The sequence below is a fragment of the Pseudomonas sp. TWI923 genome (genome assembly GCF_039673365.1).
Classification (GTDB): Bacteria; Pseudomonadota; Gammaproteobacteria; order Pseudomonadales; family Pseudomonadaceae; genus Aquipseudomonas; species Aquipseudomonas sichuanensis.
Window position 1 is genome coordinate 52,334 of sequence record NZ_JBDJLM010000013.1, and the last position, 14,596, is coordinate 66,929.

The window sequence follows — 14,596 nt, forward strand, 5'->3', positions numbered from 1 at the left end:
GCAATACATGCAGACTTACAAGAAGTTCCTCCTGGCCGCTGCTGCCACCCTGGTGATGTCGGCCAACGCCATGGCCGCAGAAAAACTGCGCATGGGTATCGAGGCAGCCTACCCACCGTTCAACAACAAGGACGCCAGCGGCCAGGTCGTCGGCTTCGACAAGGACATCGGCGACGCCCTGTGCGCCAAGATGAAAGTCGAATGCACCGTCGTGACCTCCGACTGGGACGGCATCATCCCGGCCCTGAACGCCAAGAAGTTCGACTTCCTGGTGTCGTCGCTGTCGATCACCGACGAGCGCAAGCAGGCAGTGGATTTCACCGACCCCTACTACTCCAACAAGCTGCAGTTCATCGCGCCGAAGAAAGTCGACTTCAAGACCGACAAGGAATACCTCAAGGGCAAGACCATCGGCACCCAGCGCGCCACCCTGGCCGGCACTTGGCTTGAAGACAACTACAAGGACGTGCTGAAGTCCATTCAGCTGTACGACACCCAGGAAAACGCCTACCTCGACCTGACCTCCGGTCGCGTTGACGGCATCCTGGCCGACAAGTACGTGCAGTACGAGTGGCTGAAGTCCGACGCGGGCAAAGACTACGAGTTCAAAGGCGAACCTGTAGTAGACAGCGACAAGATCGGCATCGCCGTGCGCAAGGGTGACCCGCTGCGCGAGAAGCTGAACAAGGCCCTGGCCGAGATCAAAGCTGACGGCACGTACAAGAAGATCAACGACAAGTACTTCCCGTTCAGCATCGAGTGATGCCCTCCCGACCCGTACCGCCCTGCGCGGTGCGGGTCCCTTGAACAAAGCTGCCCATGAATATCGACCTGCACGGATTCGGTCCGGCCATGATGGCCGGCACCCTGATGACCGTAAAACTGGCGCTTTGCGCCTTGCTGCTGGGGCTGGCCCTGGGCCTGCTTGGCGCCCTGGCCAAGACTTCCTCGATCAAGTCATTGCAATGGCTTGGCGGCTTCTACTCGACCCTGGTGCGCGGCGTGCCCGAGCTGCTGTGGGTCTTGCTCATCTATTTCGGCACCGTCGGCCTGATGAACAGCCTCGGCGACGCGCTCAACATGCCCGGGCTCGAACTCAGTGCATTCGCCGCCGGTGTCATTGCCCTGGGCCTGTGTTTTGGTGCCTACGCCACGGAAGTATTCCGCGGCGCGATCCTGGCCATCCCCAAGGGCCACCGTGAAGCGGGCCTGGCCCTGGGCCTGTCGAAAGGCCGCATCCTGTCGCGGATCATCCTGCCGCAGATGTGGCGCATCGCGCTGCCGGGCCTTGGCAACCTGTTCATGATCCTGATGAAGGACACCGCGCTGGTGTCGGTGATCGGCCTGGAAGAAATCATGCGCCACGCGCAGATCGGCGTGACCGTGACCAAGGCACCGTTCACCTTCTACGCGGTGGCCGCCTGCATCTACCTGAGCCTGACCATCGTCGCCATGATCGGCATGTACTTCCTGGAAAAACGCGCCGCCCGCGGCTTCATGAGGGCCGAATAAATGAACTGGGAAGTCATCATCAAGTGGCTGCCACGACTGGCCGAAGGCGCGGTCCTGACCCTGGAGCTGGTGGCCATCGCGGTCATCGCCGGGCTGATCCTGGCCATCCCGCTGGGCATCGCCCGTTCCTCGCGGCACTGGTACGTGCGCGCCCTGCCCTACGGCTACATCTTCTTCTTCCGCGGCACGCCACTGCTGGTGCAACTGTTCCTGGTCTATTACGGCCTGGCTCAGTTCGACGCGGTGCGTGACAGCGCGCTGTGGCCGTACCTGCGCGATCCGTTCTGGTGCACGGTACTGACCATGACCCTGCACACCGCCGCCTACATCGCCGAGATCCTGCGCGGCGCACTGCAGGCGATCCCCAAGGGCGAGATCGAAGCCGCCCGGGCACTGGGCATGTCGCGGGGCAAGGCGCTGTTCTACATCATGCTGCCGCGTGCCACACGCATCGGCCTGCCGGCCTACAGCAACGAAGTGATCCTGATGCTCAAGGCCAGCGCCCTGGCCAGCACCGTGACGCTGCTGGAGCTGACCGGCATGGCGCGGACCATCATCGCCCGCACCTACCTGCCGGTGGAGATCTTCTTCGCCGCCGGGGTGTTCTACCTGGTGATTTCGTTCTTCCTGGTGCAGGGCTTCAAGCTGCTGGAACGCTGGTTGCGTGTGGACGCCTGCCAGGGGCGCTAACCTGCAACACGCTCGGGGCCGCTTTGCGGCCCCTTTCAATTGCGCCGCGGTGCTTGAATGAACACAACACTCCCCCTTCAAGGTAGCCAGCTCCTCGAGCGCTTCCAGGCCCTTGACCATTTTCTGCTTCAGCACCAGCCGCTGTGGCGGCCACGGCCGTTCACCGAGCTGCAGCTGGGCTGGGAAAGCCAGTACCCAGAGCTGTCCGCATGGCTGCGCAATCGCACCCTGGAACAAGCCGAAGCCGTCCAGCAACACCCGGAACAGCTCCCGGCCCCGGCCCCCTTCCCGCAACTGGCCAGCCTGGCCCGGCAGTTGTCTGCCGTCGGTGAATTGCCCGACGCGGGCCTACACCAGGCCGGCCATCGCCTTGACGCTAACGTCCCTGGGCGCAAATGGCAGCAGATCGAGGCCTTCAGCCGCCGCCTGAGCTTCAGCCAGCCCACCCGGCACTGGCTGGACTGGTGTTCGGGCAAGGGCCACCTGGGCCGCCGCCTGCTGCAAGCCGGCCAGCAATTGACCTGCCTGGAGTACGACGCCGAGCTGGTCAACGCCGGCCAGGCGCTGAGCGATCACCATCAACTGCCCGCCCACCATGTGCAGCAGGATGTAATGGCCGCAGACAGCATGCAGCAGCTGGATGGCGACAAAAGCGTGATTGCCCTGCATGCCTGTGGCGATCTGCATGTGCGCCTGCTGCACCTGGCCAGCCAGCAAGGCTGCCCACAAATGGCCGTGGCGCCGTGCTGCTACAACCGCATCCAGGGCGACCAGTACAAGGCGATATCCACAGCCGCACAGGCGTCGGCCCTGCAGTTGTCGATCGGCGATCTGGGCCTGCCGCTGAGCGAGGCCGTCACCTCCAGCGCCCGGGTACGCCGCCAACGCGACAGCTCGATGGCCAGGCGCCTGGGTTTCGACCTGCTGCAGCGCCAACAGCGGGGTATCGATGCTTACCTGCCAACACCTTCATTGCCGGTCGATTGGCTGAAGAAGCCCTTCGAGCAGTACTGCCGCGACCTTTCCGCGCTGCGCCAGGTCAAACTGAGCGGCACGACGGACTGGGCCGCCCTTGAGTCGCAGGGCTGGCAACGGCTGGCTCAGGTGCGCAACCTGGAGCTGGTGCGCAACCTGTTCCGCCGCCCACTGGAACTGTGGCTGGTGCTCGACCGAGCCTTGTACCTCCAAGAGCAAGGTTATGCCGTGCGCGTAGGACTGTTCTGCGAATACCCGCTGACGCCACGCAACCTGTTGCTACTGGCCGAACGCGACGGATCGCCGCAGCGCAGCTGACAACCTGTGGATAAGTCTGTGCACAAGCTTGTGATGAAAATGTCCAAGGCTTGGATCCAAGCGCTATTTGCGCCGCTTTGCTTATTCCGCTTACCAGCTGAAAACCAGCAAAAACAGGGCTTTGCGCAAAGACCGGTGGCACTGCCAGTCGGCATGCCTTTCGCGCAAGCAAAAAATGCCGCTTGTGCATAAGCATTTCGGCGGCAAGCTGGAAACCGCCTGAAACAGGGCATTTCAAGCCAGTTTCAACAGGCCCATGCCGACCAGAAGCAGCGCCAACCCCAGCCAGCCACGGCCGGCCAGACGTTGACCGAACAGCGCCCAACCCATGGCGACAGTGGCCAGGATGCCGAAGCCGCCCCAGATGGCATAGGCCAGCGACAACTCGATGTCCTGCACCGCCTGAGCCAAAGCGGTGAAGGCCGCCAGCACGCAGAAGATCGAGGCCACGCCCAGGCCCTTGCGACGAAAACCGTCGGAATACTTGAGCAGCAGGTTGGCCAGCACTTCCAGCACGATGGCCAGGCCCAGCCAGGCAAAGGGAATCAGCATGGCAATGCCTCCCCTTCAACCACGACGGGCTTGCTGCGGGTACCCGCCTTGATCAGCAGGATGCCGGCAATCATCACCGCCAGCCCCAGGGCCTTGGCCCAGCCCAGGCTTTCGCCCAGCCAGAGCACACTGACCAGAGTGATCAGGACGATGCCGATCCCCTCCCACAGCGCATAGGCCACGCCGACCGGCACACGCTTGACCGCCAGGGCCAGGAAGAAATACGACAGGCAGATCATGACGTACATCACGGCATGCCCAACCACGGGGAAATGAGTGGCGGCGAGTTTCATCGACGCCGTGCCGATCACCTCGGCGGTGATGGCGACGATCAGATAGATCCAGGAACGCATGGTGCCCTCCCATGGGCGACACAGCAGCCGAGCGCACAGGCGTCGGCGCAATACAGAATGGTTTAAGGCTGTAGTGGGAGGGTGGCGCTAGAGGTCGCCGGTCCAGTGACGCTCACGGGAAACCAGGCGGGAGGTGGAGAGGAGCTTGAAAGCTTTACTGTTCAACATAATGAACAACAAATTAGCTTATGCAATCGAAAAAGTCAAAACGATAGAAAAAACACAAATAAAGACGCTGTTAAATTGCAGTGATACCGAACAAACTCCTGAAAACATCCAGAACGGCGCGTAAATTATATTAACCACCCATGGAGCGACTGGAACACAGCATGCCTCGTGGCCCCGCAAGTCATCCACCGCACGGCTAAGCTTCATCGGCTCGTTCGGTGTATCATCGCTGGCTGTCCACGTGATCATGCACTGTTCAATCGAGCCAACACGCGCAGAACAACCCTCCCGGTGATCTGCCGGCACTGTGCGAAAAATGATCAAGGATGCCAACAACCGTGATTGTTCGCGTAGGGGCATGGCCTCATCGTATTAACGAGACGTGCGTCACAGCTGCCAATACCCAAGCTACTGGCCCCCGCGAGGGAGCAGCTAGCATTGCAGCCGCCTCTAGAACACAGACTGACCTTGGAACGGATTCGAACATCGTGAAACACGCCAAGCCCTTCGCCCTGCTGACCGTCGCCCTGGCCCTGACTGGCTGCGCCAGCAGCACGCCCCAGGCCAAACCGACACCGCTGGACTGGAACATGCCCGGCATGCAGCTCGGCGGCGACCGAGGCCTGCCGCTGCACGTCGCCACCCCCTGCCGCAAGCGCGGCTGCGACAACGACAAGCTGTTCTTCAACCCCGGCAAGAGCGAACCAAGCGTCACCACCATCCACCGCGGCTGGTAGGAAAATTCTCCTTTGCGCTCGGTGACTTAGGGCGTTACGCATTGATTGCAAGAAGTAGTTTACAGCCGCGAATCCATCGCTATAATGACGCCCCTGTGCCGGTATAGCTCAGATGGTAGAGCAACTGACTTGTAATCAGTAGGTCCCGGGTTCGATTCCTGGTGCCGGCACCACCTTAGAAGCCCCGCAATGCGGGGCTTTCGCGTTTCTGGCGTTTGAAAATCTGGATCGCACAGCCTTTCAAGTGTCCACATTTCGTCCACACACCGCCAAAATCTTTTACCAAACAGTCAATGACTTACCGGTCCTCAGCGCTTCGTCAAGGGTACTGAGGGTGGATTTGAACGGTAGATTGTCGCGCGTGCCTTCGTACAAGCGCCCTCCTTCTGAAGTGTCGGCACGCACACTGTCCATCAGCTGATAAAAGCGAACAACGTGCCTAGCGTCCTTTTCACTGAGCACACCTAGTTTCGAGGCATTGGCTTGATAGACTCGGTTGTAATGCTCACACGACCCCGCCGCCGACGCCCAGGACACAGGAACAGATTGAGGCTGCTGAAAGGGCGTGGCGCGATGCGGCAGTAAACGCCGTGCTATGGCTGCGGGAGCGCCACCGCGACGAACAGGATCTACAGCGCAGCACAACGCTTACCAGTGAGCGCTTCGCCGAGCTACTTGTCTACTTGCAGTCCCTGCGCGATTGGCCGCAGTCCGACGCCTTTCCTGACGCTGCAAGTCGACCGCATGAGCCGGTATGGGTGCAGGAGGCGCGGGCATGACCTGGTCACCCGTGGCCATGCGCTGGCCGACCGAGGCCACCGCCTGGATGAACCAGCTGGGCGCCGCCCAGGCACTGGCCGGCGGTGAGCTGGCCAGCACGGGCAAGCGCCTGGAAGGCCTGCAGCAGCACGCCACCACCAACCCCGGCCCGGTCGGCGCCGCCGCCCAGGGCGCGATCAGCGCGGGACGCCAGGCGCTGGCCGAGCAGCTGAGCGATGCGCCGGCCTGCCTGACCGTGACGCCGTTCCAACCCGGGGTTGGCCAGGGGCGCGGCTACCAGCGCTTCCTGTCGGCGCCGAACCTCCTGCAGGCGCTGGCCAACAAACTGACCGACACCACCGACGAAGGCCGGCCCCAGGGCAATCAGCACGCCCTGTGCCTGCTGTTCCTGGCTACGCGCTTCGATCAGCTAGCCGCGAGCCTGGCGCGCTTCAATGCGCTTATGCCGGTACCGGACCTGGTACGTGCCCAACGGCGTGCCGAGCACCTGGCGAAGCTGCAAACCGAAAAGTGGCAGATCCTGCAGGCGGGCCAACTGCCGCGCTGGCAGCCACTGCCCCTGGAGCGCTGCACGGTGCTCAAGGCCGCCCAGCAGTCGATGGCGGGGCAGATCGCGGTCCTGGAGGGCTACGCCGCAGATAGCGCCCCGATGGGCGACCTTGCGGCGCTGGCGGGCCGTAAAGCAGCTCAGCAGCGCGAACGCGACCAGAAACTGGCCGATCTGCGCCGCGTGCTCGAGGACGACCAGGCCAGCAGCCTGATCCAAGCGCGCATGCTCGCCCCGGGCAGCACCGCCGAGTTGCGGCGCAGCCTGCTGGACGGTGACGCGCCGGGGCATGAATGGGTGATGAGCGCCGGCGCGCTCCTGGTCGGCTCGCAGAAGGGCCTGAGCTTTGTCCGTGAAATGGTGGGCCTATGACACTCCTCCTGCTCGATGGTGAGCCAGTCCAGGGCAAGACACTGAAAGTCACGGGTAACCTTCGGATCGAGGCCGACGATATGTCCGGCCAGACCAGCAACACCGAGACGGCGCACAAGGGCTTCAAGCCCAAGACCCTCACTGTCACGCTGACGATCCCGTTCGTGAACAGCGACTGGCTGCGCGACCTGATGCGCCTGGCCGAGGCCACCGAGGGCGGTGGCCAGCTCAAGACCTACCGGGTAGTAAACGACACGGCGGCAGCCTTTGGCATGCGCCAAGTCCAGTTTGCCGAGGGCGTCAGCGCCCGGGAGGACGACACCCTGGCGTGCTGGCGTATCCAGTTCGGCCTGGCCGAGAAGAAGTCCAACCCGGAGAAGGTCGAGAAACGCCGGGAGAAAAACGGCGTCACTGCGCAATCCGGTACCGGGTCAGCGGTCGGTGGTGCCGGTGGCGAAGACGGCAAGGGCCATGAGCTGACGGGCTTCGAGGCCACGCTGAAAAAGGTGGATGACTGGCTTGGGGGCGACAAATGAAGCTGCACCAGGTCTTGTCGATCGGCGGCGTGAACTATGACCTGGCTCGCGCCGATGTGCGCCTGGAGCTGCGCAACCCGGGGCGGGCGACGTTCACCGTCCAGGCCGGCGCGCCGCTCAAGGGCCTGGTCACGCTCGATGTCGGCTACAACGACAAGCCGCTGCAGCGGCATTTCATCGGCTATGTGGAGCGAAGCACCGCGGCTAACGCCCGTGAGCAGGTGGTGTTCTGCCGCGAGCTGGCCGCGATCCTGGCCAAGCCGCTGCCGATGAACCTGCGTCATGTGGATCTGCGCGGTGTCCTCGAGGAGATCAGCCGGCAAACCGGGCTGCGTTTCCGCGTGCCCGACCAGCCCTACGCCTCAACCCGGGCGCCGTTCTTCTACAGCCTGGCCGCTGGCTTCCAGGCGATGGAAAGCCTGGCTCAGGTGTTCAACATCCCCGACTTCGTCTGGCAGCAGCAGGGCGATGGCGAGGTGTTCGTGGGCAGCTGGGCCGATAGCTATTTCGGCATGCGCCCTGCGCTGCAGCTGCCGGTCGAGCTGTTCGACCAGTACCAGGGCAACCAGAGCGCCATGATTGCAGCCCTGCCCGGGCTGCGTCCTGGTGCAACAATCAACCAGGGCGAGCGCGTGACCCATGTCGCGCTCGCCGGCAACCAGATGGCCATCCGATGGAAGACGCAATCCGCCGCGCAGTAGAGCGCCAATTCCCTGAAATCACCGGGGGCTATCACCTGCCACGCTTCGGTCGCGTGGTCGCGGTACCGGATGCGCCGGCGGCGCCCGGGCTGTGTGACGACTTCCGCCCGCGCTTCGGCGTCGACGTCCAGGTACTGCTACCGGACGGCGAGCCGGACCCAGCGCTGCCGGTGTTCACCAGCCTGCCGCTGCCGGCGCCGATGGGCGGCCAGGAGGCCGGCATGTTCGGTTTCCCCGAGGAAGGCACGACCGTGGTCGTGTCGTTCGCCTACGGCCTGCCGCACAAGCCGTTCATCCAGCAGATCCTGCCGCACGGACTGAGCCTGCCCCGGGTACCGAAAGGGGACCAGGTCTGGCAGCACAGCGAGGCCTGTCAGCAGCGTGTGGACGCGGACGGCAACTGGCTGCGCCAGACGGATGGAAAGATCCAGGACAAGGCGATCGAGCGCGAAGTGGAATCGCTGGCCAACCGCGAGCAGTTCCAGAGCCACACCAGGAACGTGGACGACCACTCGACCGAGACGGTGGGCGGGGTGAAGAAGATCGAGGCTCTGGGCGCGCTCAAACTGCTGTCCGGTGGATCCGCGAGTCTGGCTGCTGTTGATGACCTACACCAAGCGACGGGGCGCGACCTCAATCTGGTGGTGGGGCAGAAGCTCAATGCGGCGATCGGCGGCGAGTTGCAAGAGCGTATCGAAGGTATCCGTAAGAGCGTAGCTGGAGTGAGTCAGCACCTACAAGCGCCAATGACGTGGCTGGGATCAGAAGAAGTCAATGCACTTCAACTAATTTGCGAATTAATAAATATCGTTTCACTAATGAATTTAGAGTTGGCCGACCACATACATCGACCTAACTCAACCCCATACAACTCAAATTTCTTCCGCGCTATATCTGAAGAGGCTAAACCCCTCCATTCGCAATGCACAGACATAACACTTAAGAACAACTGAGCAACATATCAACCACTTAATCTAGAAGCACCATAAACTCTAGATCCGAACAAATTACCTTTGGTAAATTTATCTAAAGCCTCTTTCTTCCTGAAACGTTCCTGGGCGTTTTGTAGAGTGTGCACATCACTTTTCAATCGACTAATCAGAACTTGAGACTTTTCATCTTTCAGCTTGAGATCCTCCATTTCTTGAAGTGTACTCTCAATATCGTGCATCGCTTTATCTCTCTGCATTATCGCCTGTTCAAGCTCTGCAACGATACGCCTCTTCTCCGTTTCAGCTTTTTTTAATTCGGCACTAAGCTCCTTAGCATATAGCCCCATTTCGTCTGCACTACCAGCCAATCCGGAGAACAAGCGAAGAAATACCGCAATTTGCTCATTATCAGAAAAGTCCGGGTAGCGAATAGTATGATCTATCTCGCTCCAACCCTCTTGAAAAATTGTACGAACCTGAATTTCCGGATAGTAAGTTGTTTTCTCCGGTTGAATCCTAACAATGTAATGTATTGACCTATAACCATCATCATGAACTTTTACAATCCCTCCCCTATCTTGTATCTCCGATGGGGTCTTATCGCCATCACGAATATAAACAACAACTTCCTCCGCAAGCTCCCAGACATCTCTAATTGCCTGATCAACCTCGACACAATCATCCTTAAACAGATGAAGCGCGCGTACCCCTATGAGATCAGTAACAACAGACACATAATTATCTTTGTTTATGCCGACCCACTTATCCTTAGGCTTTTCCTCTAGATTTTTTCTAACAATTTTCTTTAACAAGCCGATCGGACTTTTTATTCGCCACCTTACCGAGTGGACTCGATCGAACTGTTGTATACGAGAAGAAATCATTTTTGCAGCAGCAACCAAAGATGGCTGAATCCTTACGAAATCATTATAAATACTTAACAAATTACCCCACTCACACTTCGAAGCATCCCACTCATCCAAAGTTAAATCAGCTTCTTTCAAAAAGAAATCCAATTCCATATCCATGGCAAACCTCATGTAATCAAATCAAGCCGCATTAGTGAATCGTGGTACTTAACCAACTCGAAGTCGTAACTCCCAGCTAAATGCTGAACATAGAGCAACTCAACGTGACTGTACTCTGGCACCGAGAGAATACTCTGTAATTTATTCACAAATTCCAGATCTGTTTTTAGTCCAACAACAACTGTCTTCAGCGCTTCTGCTGGAAATGGACAAAGTCCTGCTCGATTTGAAATCAATCGATATTCTTTCTCATAGGACCACTTGTCCGACTTATACAACAAGTTCGCCCTCATCAACTGAGAGATTTGATGAGTATAGAAATTATCACCCAACTCATCACTATATTCGCAATCACTCTCCCAGGGACGAACGAACTCACCTAACTTTTCTGCCAACTCAAGAAATACTCGCTGATACTGCGGCCTCTCCGAATAAAGGATCTCATTTCGGATAAACACCCTTTCATCAGCAATCAAGTTAGTGTCAAAGCCTAAAGCCACTCCCATATGTGACCCACCATAATGCGACCATAGTAGTGCATCAATCGGTGTAAGCGACAAGGAGAAAATCCCGAGACGACTCAAAAACCACTGTAGAGCACCATTTAACCCTAATTGCTTTCCGTCGCGCCCAGGGAAGTCATGTTTGTTCAACAAGTAAATCAAAAAAGCCTTACGCAGATACTCTTCGCTATGATTGCGGGGAAACATTTCAACAACGCGCTGATATTCCTTATCGATATTGATCTGGGAATCCAATGGATCATTTAAGCTTTCAGGAGGTGAAAAATATATCTCCCTATTTCGAATAACATTTAGGGTTCTCTCACTTGCGTCACGATATTTAAATTTCAAATCATCCATATAAACAGCTCTCATCCCTTACTCGACCTTCACTAGCATAAGGCCACCCCTCTACTTGTTATCACGTACTCCCCGGAGCAGTCAAAAGTTGTTCTCGAATCAATAGTGGGATTGGAAATCACTTATCCCCCTCCCGCCGACGCGCTTCCCCTCGTAGAAAAGTGCAAAGGGCCAGGTGGGTGCAAGGGAGGGCTACGGCAGGCGCGGCGCGGGCCGCCGGGGAGGAAGGGGCATTGCACGCTGTGCAAAGGATTGAGGGCTTGTGCAGGGTTATGCTGCTGAGGGTGTCCACAAAGTGTCCACATTGCTCCCGGATACCTGACCCAAATATCCGTGAATAACCAGGAAAACCAAAGGATAAACGGCTTTTATCAATGAGTACTGGCCGATAGGGTGGACTTGTAATCAGTAGGTCCCGGGTTCGATTCCTGGTGCCGGCACCATACTCAAAAAGCCTCGACGTCAGTCGGGGCTTTTGCGTTTCTGGGGGTCATCCAGCCATACACCCCACCCCGTCACTCCAGCAACAACGCCTTATGCAGCTTCCTGATCTCCGGCCCACTAAGCTCCAGCGCCACATGCTTGCCCTCCTTCCCCAGCCCGTTGATCAGCACGATCCCTCCTTTGGCAAACGTCCTTTCCTGAGCAAGCGGATAAAGCGCAATGATGTGATCGATGCTGATCACATACTGACGGTGATTGCTGACTTCGAAACTGACGAAACGGCTCACTCCCTGTGCTCCCTGAGTCGCTGCATGTGGCAGCCCGCGTAACTCCATAGTAGCTATCGGCCACAATTGCGACAGATTGCCCTGCCGCTCGATTTCTTGTTTGGGCTCAATAAACCCTGCTTTCAAAATGGGTATTCCTGTGCCGACGGCTTTCGTCGACCTAAGGAGAAGTCCCATGAGTGAGCAACAAGGCGTAGCCCTGACGCGGCGCGGGGTGCTGGCGGGGGGTGTATTGCTGGGGGTTGGCAGCAGCGTGCTGGCCAGCGGCCTGGCCCGGGCCGCGGCACCGGCGACCAACAATCCGCCCACGGACCTGACCCGGCTGGAACGCACCCGGGTCGAGCTGGTTGCACCGCCCCAGGTACATGCCCACAGCCAGCGCGCGCCTGGCAAACCGCGGATCGTCGAGTTCCGCATGGAGATCGAGGAGAAAGAACTGGCGGTCGACAGCGAGGGGGCCTACATCCATGCCATGACCTTCAACGGCTCGGTGCCCGGTCCGCTGATGGTGGTGCACGAGGGCGACTACGTGGAGCTCACCCTGGTCAACCCGGCCAGCAACAGCATGGTGCACAACATCGACTTCCATGCCGCCACCGGCGCGCTTGGCGGTGGTGAGCTGACCCATGTGAAGCCCGGCGAGCAGGTGAAGCTGCGCTTCAAGGCGGATCGCGCCGGGGTGTTCGTGTACCACTGCGCGCCGGGCGGGGTGATGATCCCCTGGCATGTGGTGTGCGGCATGAACGGCGCAATCATGGTGCTGCCGCGGGACGGCCTGCGGGACGGCGACGGGCGTGCGCTGCAATACGACAAGGTCTGGTACATCGGCGAGCAGGACTACTACATCCCGCGCGACAAGGACGGCAAGTACAAGCGCTACGCCAGCCCATCGGCGAGCTTCGCCGACATGTACCAGGTAATGAAGGGGCTCATCCCCACGCACGTGGTCTTCAATGGCAGCGTCGGCGCGCTGACCGGCCAGCACGCGCTCACCGCCACGCTCGGCGAAACGGTGCTGATCGTCCACTCGCAAGCCAACCGCGACACCCGCCCGCACCTGATCGGCGGCCATGGTGACTACGTGTGGGCCGCCGGCAAGTTCGCCAACCCGCCGCAGCGCAACCTGGAAACCTGGTTTATCCCCGGCGGTGCCGCAGGCGCGGCGCTGTACACCTTCCGCCAGCCTGGCCTGTACACCTACCTCAATCACAACCTGATCGAGGCCGTGATGCTGGGTGCCGCTGCGCACGTGCAGGTCGAAGGGCAATGGAACGACGACTTGATGAAACAGCTGGAAGCGCCTGGACCGATTCGCTAGCGGCGACCGGCATCATTTGCGAAGACTTCGCATTCGCAGATGATTTTTTGTTACGATTACGTCGTTTCACGCACTGCCGGCATGCCGGCCTGCGCGGGGATGACGTTGATCGTAACGAGCGCTGCCGCTCGCATTTTTACAGGTACCCCTCCATGAGCACCACCCTGCTGGTTGTCGACGATGACGACGAGATTCGCGAACTTCTTTGCGATTATCTGAGTGATGCCGGCTACCAGGTATTGCCGGCCGCAGATGGCGAGCAAATGCGCACGCAACTGGCCCTGCACAAGGTCGACCTGGTGGTGCTGGACCTGATGCTGCCCGGCGAGGATGGCCTGAGCCTGTGCCGGCAGTTGCAGGGGCTGCCGGGGCCGGCGGTGATCCTGCTGTCGGCCAAGGGCAGCACCCTGGACCGCATCACTGGCCTGGAAGCAGGCGCCGACGACTACCTGGCCAAGCCCTTCGACCCCCTCGAACTGGTTGCCCGGATCAAGGCTGTGTTGCGCCGGCCCATGCACCTGGAGGCCAACGGCGACGAAAGCAATGCCCAACCCCAACGATTCGCAGGCTTTGAACTGGACCCCATCAAACGGTTGCTCACCCACCCCGACGGCAAGGCCCTGACCCTGCCACGCTCCGACTACCGGGTACTGCACGAACTGCTGCAGGCCGATAACCGCGTGGTATCCCGCGATCATCTGACACGTAGCGCGTTCGGCCGCGACCACCTGCCCGACGACCGGTCGGTGGACATGTGCATCAGCCGCCTGCGCCAACAGTTGCGCCGTGCGCCGGGCCAAGCCGCGCAAATCCTCACCATCCGCAACCAAGGCTACTTGCTGAACCTGCGCCGCGAAGCCTCGGGCACCTGACGGCTGCCCAAAGCGGGCTCAGCGTCGCTATTTGCAGTCGCCCTGCAGGATTCTCAGCGCGGCTTCAGCCAGGAAGCCCGAGCGGCTTTTCTGCTCTGGATGGTTCTTCACGTAGGCATCGATGCGGGTGAGCAGGTAGGCCGGCAGGGTGATGTTGAGCTTTTCGGCCTTGCCCAGGTAGCGGGTGATATCGATGTCGATGAGTGCCCAGGTGCATCCGGCGTAGTCAGGGTTGGCCGCATGGACACTCACCTTGCTGGCCTTGGGGATTTCCTGGCCGTCCTGGGCGAGCAGTTCGAGGTGGCCCTCGATGGCCTCGCGGGCCATGGCGATGGCGTCATCGAGGTCTTCACCGGCCGAAAAGCAGCCCGGGATGTCCGGGACTTCCACGCCCCAGGCGTGCTGATCGTCGCCGGGCAGGATGGCGATGGGGAATAACATGGCAGTGGCTCTCCTGGTCTGTTGATGAACCCCTTCCTTGGGCAATTCGCAGCAGTGGTTAGTATAACCACCGATTAATATCTATCAACACCATACCCACCAACCCGACCAGCGGGCCTCCTGGATGGGAAGTAGGGTCAGGGAACAGAGCAAGCCAGACACGCAAGTGA

The 14,596-nt window shown here is 59.7% G+C and carries 18 protein-coding genes and 1 tRNA gene; 13 read left to right on the forward strand and 6 right to left on the reverse strand.

Going from position 1 to position 14,596, the window contains the following annotated elements; genetic code table 11:
* Window positions 1-7 precede the first annotated feature (7 nt).
* From ABE459_RS08390 to ABE459_RS08405, 4 genes are read left to right on the forward strand one after another with little or no spacing between them, the layout of a single operon-like run.
* Window positions 8-763 (forward strand): ABC transporter substrate-binding protein, encoded by a 756-nt coding sequence (locus ABE459_RS08390; RefSeq protein ID WP_125462249.1) that lies wholly within the window; start codon window positions 8-10, stop codon window positions 761-763.
* Between the two features lie 56 nt (window positions 764-819).
* Entirely contained in the window at window positions 820-1,512 is a 693-nt protein-coding gene (locus tag ABE459_RS08395; protein ID WP_125462248.1) for an ABC transporter permease, read from the forward strand.
* Window positions 1,513-2,202: an ABC transporter permease gene (locus ABE459_RS08400; RefSeq protein WP_125462247.1), complete on the forward strand. Its 690-nt coding sequence runs from the start codon at window positions 1,513-1,515 to the stop codon at window positions 2,200-2,202.
* Window positions 2,203-2,259: 57 nt separating this feature from the next.
* Window positions 2,260-3,495: a methyltransferase gene (locus tag ABE459_RS08405; protein WP_323830103.1), complete on the forward strand. Its 1,236-nt coding sequence runs from the start codon at window positions 2,260-2,262 to the stop codon at window positions 3,493-3,495.
* Between the two features lie 234 nt (window positions 3,496-3,729).
* On the opposite strand, the gene mdtI is transcribed toward ABE459_RS08405, so the two are convergent.
* On the reverse strand, window positions 3,730-4,047 hold the full coding sequence (gene mdtI, locus ABE459_RS08410; protein WP_125462245.1) for a multidrug/spermidine efflux SMR transporter subunit MdtI: 318 nt from the start codon (window positions 4,045-4,047) through the stop codon (window positions 3,730-3,732).
* Window positions 4,041-4,400: an SMR family transporter gene (locus ABE459_RS08415; RefSeq protein WP_323830100.1), complete on the reverse strand. Its 360-nt coding sequence runs from the start codon at window positions 4,398-4,400 to the stop codon at window positions 4,041-4,043. The genes mdtI and ABE459_RS08415 overlap by 7 nt, the downstream gene beginning before the upstream one ends.
* A gap of 656 nt (window positions 4,401-5,056) precedes the next feature.
* Here ABE459_RS08415 and ABE459_RS08420 point away from each other — a divergent pair.
* From ABE459_RS08420 to ABE459_RS08450, 7 genes are all read left to right on the forward strand, one after another.
* The gene (locus tag ABE459_RS08420; protein ID WP_323830098.1) at window positions 5,057-5,305 is read left to right on the forward strand and encodes a hypothetical protein; all 249 of its coding nucleotides are present in this window, start codon (window positions 5,057-5,059) and stop codon (window positions 5,303-5,305) included.
* A gap of 97 nt (window positions 5,306-5,402) precedes the next feature.
* A tRNA-Thr gene (locus tag ABE459_RS08425) sits at window positions 5,403-5,478 on the forward strand.
* A 372-nt stretch (window positions 5,479-5,850) separates the two neighbouring features.
* Window positions 5,851-6,084 (forward strand): phage tail assembly chaperone, encoded by a 234-nt coding sequence (locus ABE459_RS08430; RefSeq protein WP_323830183.1) that lies wholly within the window; start codon window positions 5,851-5,853, stop codon window positions 6,082-6,084.
* Window positions 6,081-7,004 carry a hypothetical protein gene (locus ABE459_RS08435; RefSeq protein ID WP_346648011.1) on the forward strand — a complete coding sequence of 308 codons (924 nt, stop codon included), beginning with the start codon at window positions 6,081-6,083 and terminating at the stop codon, window positions 7,002-7,004. Before ABE459_RS08430 ends, ABE459_RS08435 begins: the two co-directional genes overlap by 4 nt.
* Window positions 7,001-7,540: a DNA-binding protein gene (locus tag ABE459_RS08440; RefSeq protein ID WP_323830094.1), complete on the forward strand. Its 540-nt coding sequence runs from the start codon at window positions 7,001-7,003 to the stop codon at window positions 7,538-7,540. Before ABE459_RS08435 ends, ABE459_RS08440 begins: the two co-directional genes overlap by 4 nt.
* Window positions 7,537-8,241 (forward strand): hypothetical protein, encoded by a 705-nt coding sequence (locus ABE459_RS08445; protein ID WP_346648012.1) that lies wholly within the window; start codon window positions 7,537-7,539, stop codon window positions 8,239-8,241. Before ABE459_RS08440 ends, ABE459_RS08445 begins: the two co-directional genes overlap by 4 nt.
* On the forward strand, window positions 8,214-9,194 hold the full coding sequence (locus ABE459_RS08450) for a hypothetical protein (protein ID WP_323830092.1): 981 nt from the start codon (window positions 8,214-8,216) through the stop codon (window positions 9,192-9,194). Before ABE459_RS08445 ends, ABE459_RS08450 begins: the two co-directional genes overlap by 28 nt.
* 8 nt (window positions 9,195-9,202) lie before the next feature.
* Here ABE459_RS08450 and ABE459_RS08455 read toward each other — a convergent pair whose 3' ends face one another.
* The 3 genes from ABE459_RS08455 to ABE459_RS08465 form a co-directional block, all read right to left on the reverse strand.
* Window positions 9,203-10,201, reverse strand: a complete 999-nt coding sequence (locus ABE459_RS08455) for a hypothetical protein (RefSeq protein ID WP_323830090.1) — start codon at window positions 10,199-10,201, stop codon at window positions 9,203-9,205.
* Window positions 10,202-10,209: 8 nt separating this feature from the next.
* A complete protein-coding gene (locus tag ABE459_RS08460) occupies window positions 10,210-11,064 on the reverse strand; it encodes a DUF2971 domain-containing protein (RefSeq protein WP_323830088.1) in 855 nt (284 codons plus the stop codon).
* A 515-nt stretch (window positions 11,065-11,579) separates the two neighbouring features.
* Window positions 11,580-11,795, reverse strand: a complete 216-nt coding sequence (locus tag ABE459_RS08465) for a hypothetical protein (protein ID WP_125857131.1) — start codon at window positions 11,793-11,795, stop codon at window positions 11,580-11,582.
* A gap of 175 nt (window positions 11,796-11,970) precedes the next feature.
* Between ABE459_RS08465 and nirK the strand changes: the two genes are divergently transcribed.
* Window positions 11,971-13,113 carry a copper-containing nitrite reductase gene (nirK, locus tag ABE459_RS08470; RefSeq protein WP_323830086.1) on the forward strand — a complete coding sequence of 381 codons (1,143 nt, stop codon included), beginning with the start codon at window positions 11,971-11,973 and terminating at the stop codon, window positions 13,111-13,113.
* Between the two features lie 152 nt (window positions 13,114-13,265).
* A complete protein-coding gene (locus ABE459_RS08475; RefSeq protein ID WP_323830084.1) occupies window positions 13,266-13,985 on the forward strand; it encodes a response regulator transcription factor in 720 nt (239 codons plus the stop codon).
* A gap of 27 nt (window positions 13,986-14,012) precedes the next feature.
* Here the strand turns inward: ABE459_RS08475 and ABE459_RS08480 are convergent, their stop codons facing one another.
* Window positions 14,013-14,426, reverse strand: a complete 414-nt coding sequence (locus ABE459_RS08480; protein ID WP_125462239.1) for a type II toxin-antitoxin system HicB family antitoxin — start codon at window positions 14,424-14,426, stop codon at window positions 14,013-14,015.
* Window positions 14,427-14,596: the final 170 nt, after the last annotated feature.

Excerpts from the sequence above, each read along its gene's own strand:
- ABE459_RS08390 (WP_125462249.1), top strand. The coding sequence starts at position 8 with ATGCAGACTTACAAGAAGTTCCTCCTGGCCGCTGCTGCCACCCTGGTG.
- ABE459_RS08395 (WP_125462248.1), top strand. The coding sequence starts at position 820 with ATGAATATCGACCTGCACGGATTCGGTCCGGCCATGATGGCCGGCACC.
- ABE459_RS08400 (WP_125462247.1), top strand. The coding sequence starts at position 1,513 with ATGAACTGGGAAGTCATCATCAAGTGGCTGCCACGACTGGCCGAAGGC.
- ABE459_RS08405 (WP_323830103.1), top strand. The coding sequence starts at position 2,260 with ATGAACACAACACTCCCCCTTCAAGGTAGCCAGCTCCTCGAGCGCTTC.
- mdtI (WP_125462245.1), bottom strand. The coding sequence starts at position 4,047 with ATGCTGATTCCCTTTGCCTGGCTGGGCCTGGCCATCGTGCTGGAAGTG.
- ABE459_RS08415 (WP_323830100.1), bottom strand. The coding sequence starts at position 4,400 with ATGCGTTCCTGGATCTATCTGATCGTCGCCATCACCGCCGAGGTGATC.
- ABE459_RS08435 (WP_346648011.1), top strand. The coding sequence starts at position 6,081 with ATGACCTGGTCACCCGTGGCCATGCGCTGGCCGACCGAGGCCACCGCC.
- ABE459_RS08440 (WP_323830094.1), top strand. The coding sequence starts at position 7,001 with ATGACACTCCTCCTGCTCGATGGTGAGCCAGTCCAGGGCAAGACACTG.
- ABE459_RS08445 (WP_346648012.1), top strand. The coding sequence starts at position 7,537 with ATGAAGCTGCACCAGGTCTTGTCGATCGGCGGCGTGAACTATGACCTG.
- ABE459_RS08450 (WP_323830092.1), top strand. The coding sequence starts at position 8,214 with ATGGAAGACGCAATCCGCCGCGCAGTAGAGCGCCAATTCCCTGAAATC.
- ABE459_RS08455 (WP_323830090.1), bottom strand. The coding sequence starts at position 10,201 with ATGGATATGGAATTGGATTTCTTTTTGAAAGAAGCTGATTTAACTTTG.
- ABE459_RS08460 (WP_323830088.1), bottom strand. The coding sequence starts at position 11,064 with ATGGATGATTTGAAATTTAAATATCGTGACGCAAGTGAGAGAACCCTA.
- nirK (WP_323830086.1), top strand. The coding sequence starts at position 11,971 with ATGAGTGAGCAACAAGGCGTAGCCCTGACGCGGCGCGGGGTGCTGGCG.
- ABE459_RS08475 (WP_323830084.1), top strand. The coding sequence starts at position 13,266 with ATGAGCACCACCCTGCTGGTTGTCGACGATGACGACGAGATTCGCGAA.
- ABE459_RS08480 (WP_125462239.1), bottom strand. The coding sequence starts at position 14,426 with ATGTTATTCCCCATCGCCATCCTGCCCGGCGACGATCAGCACGCCTGG.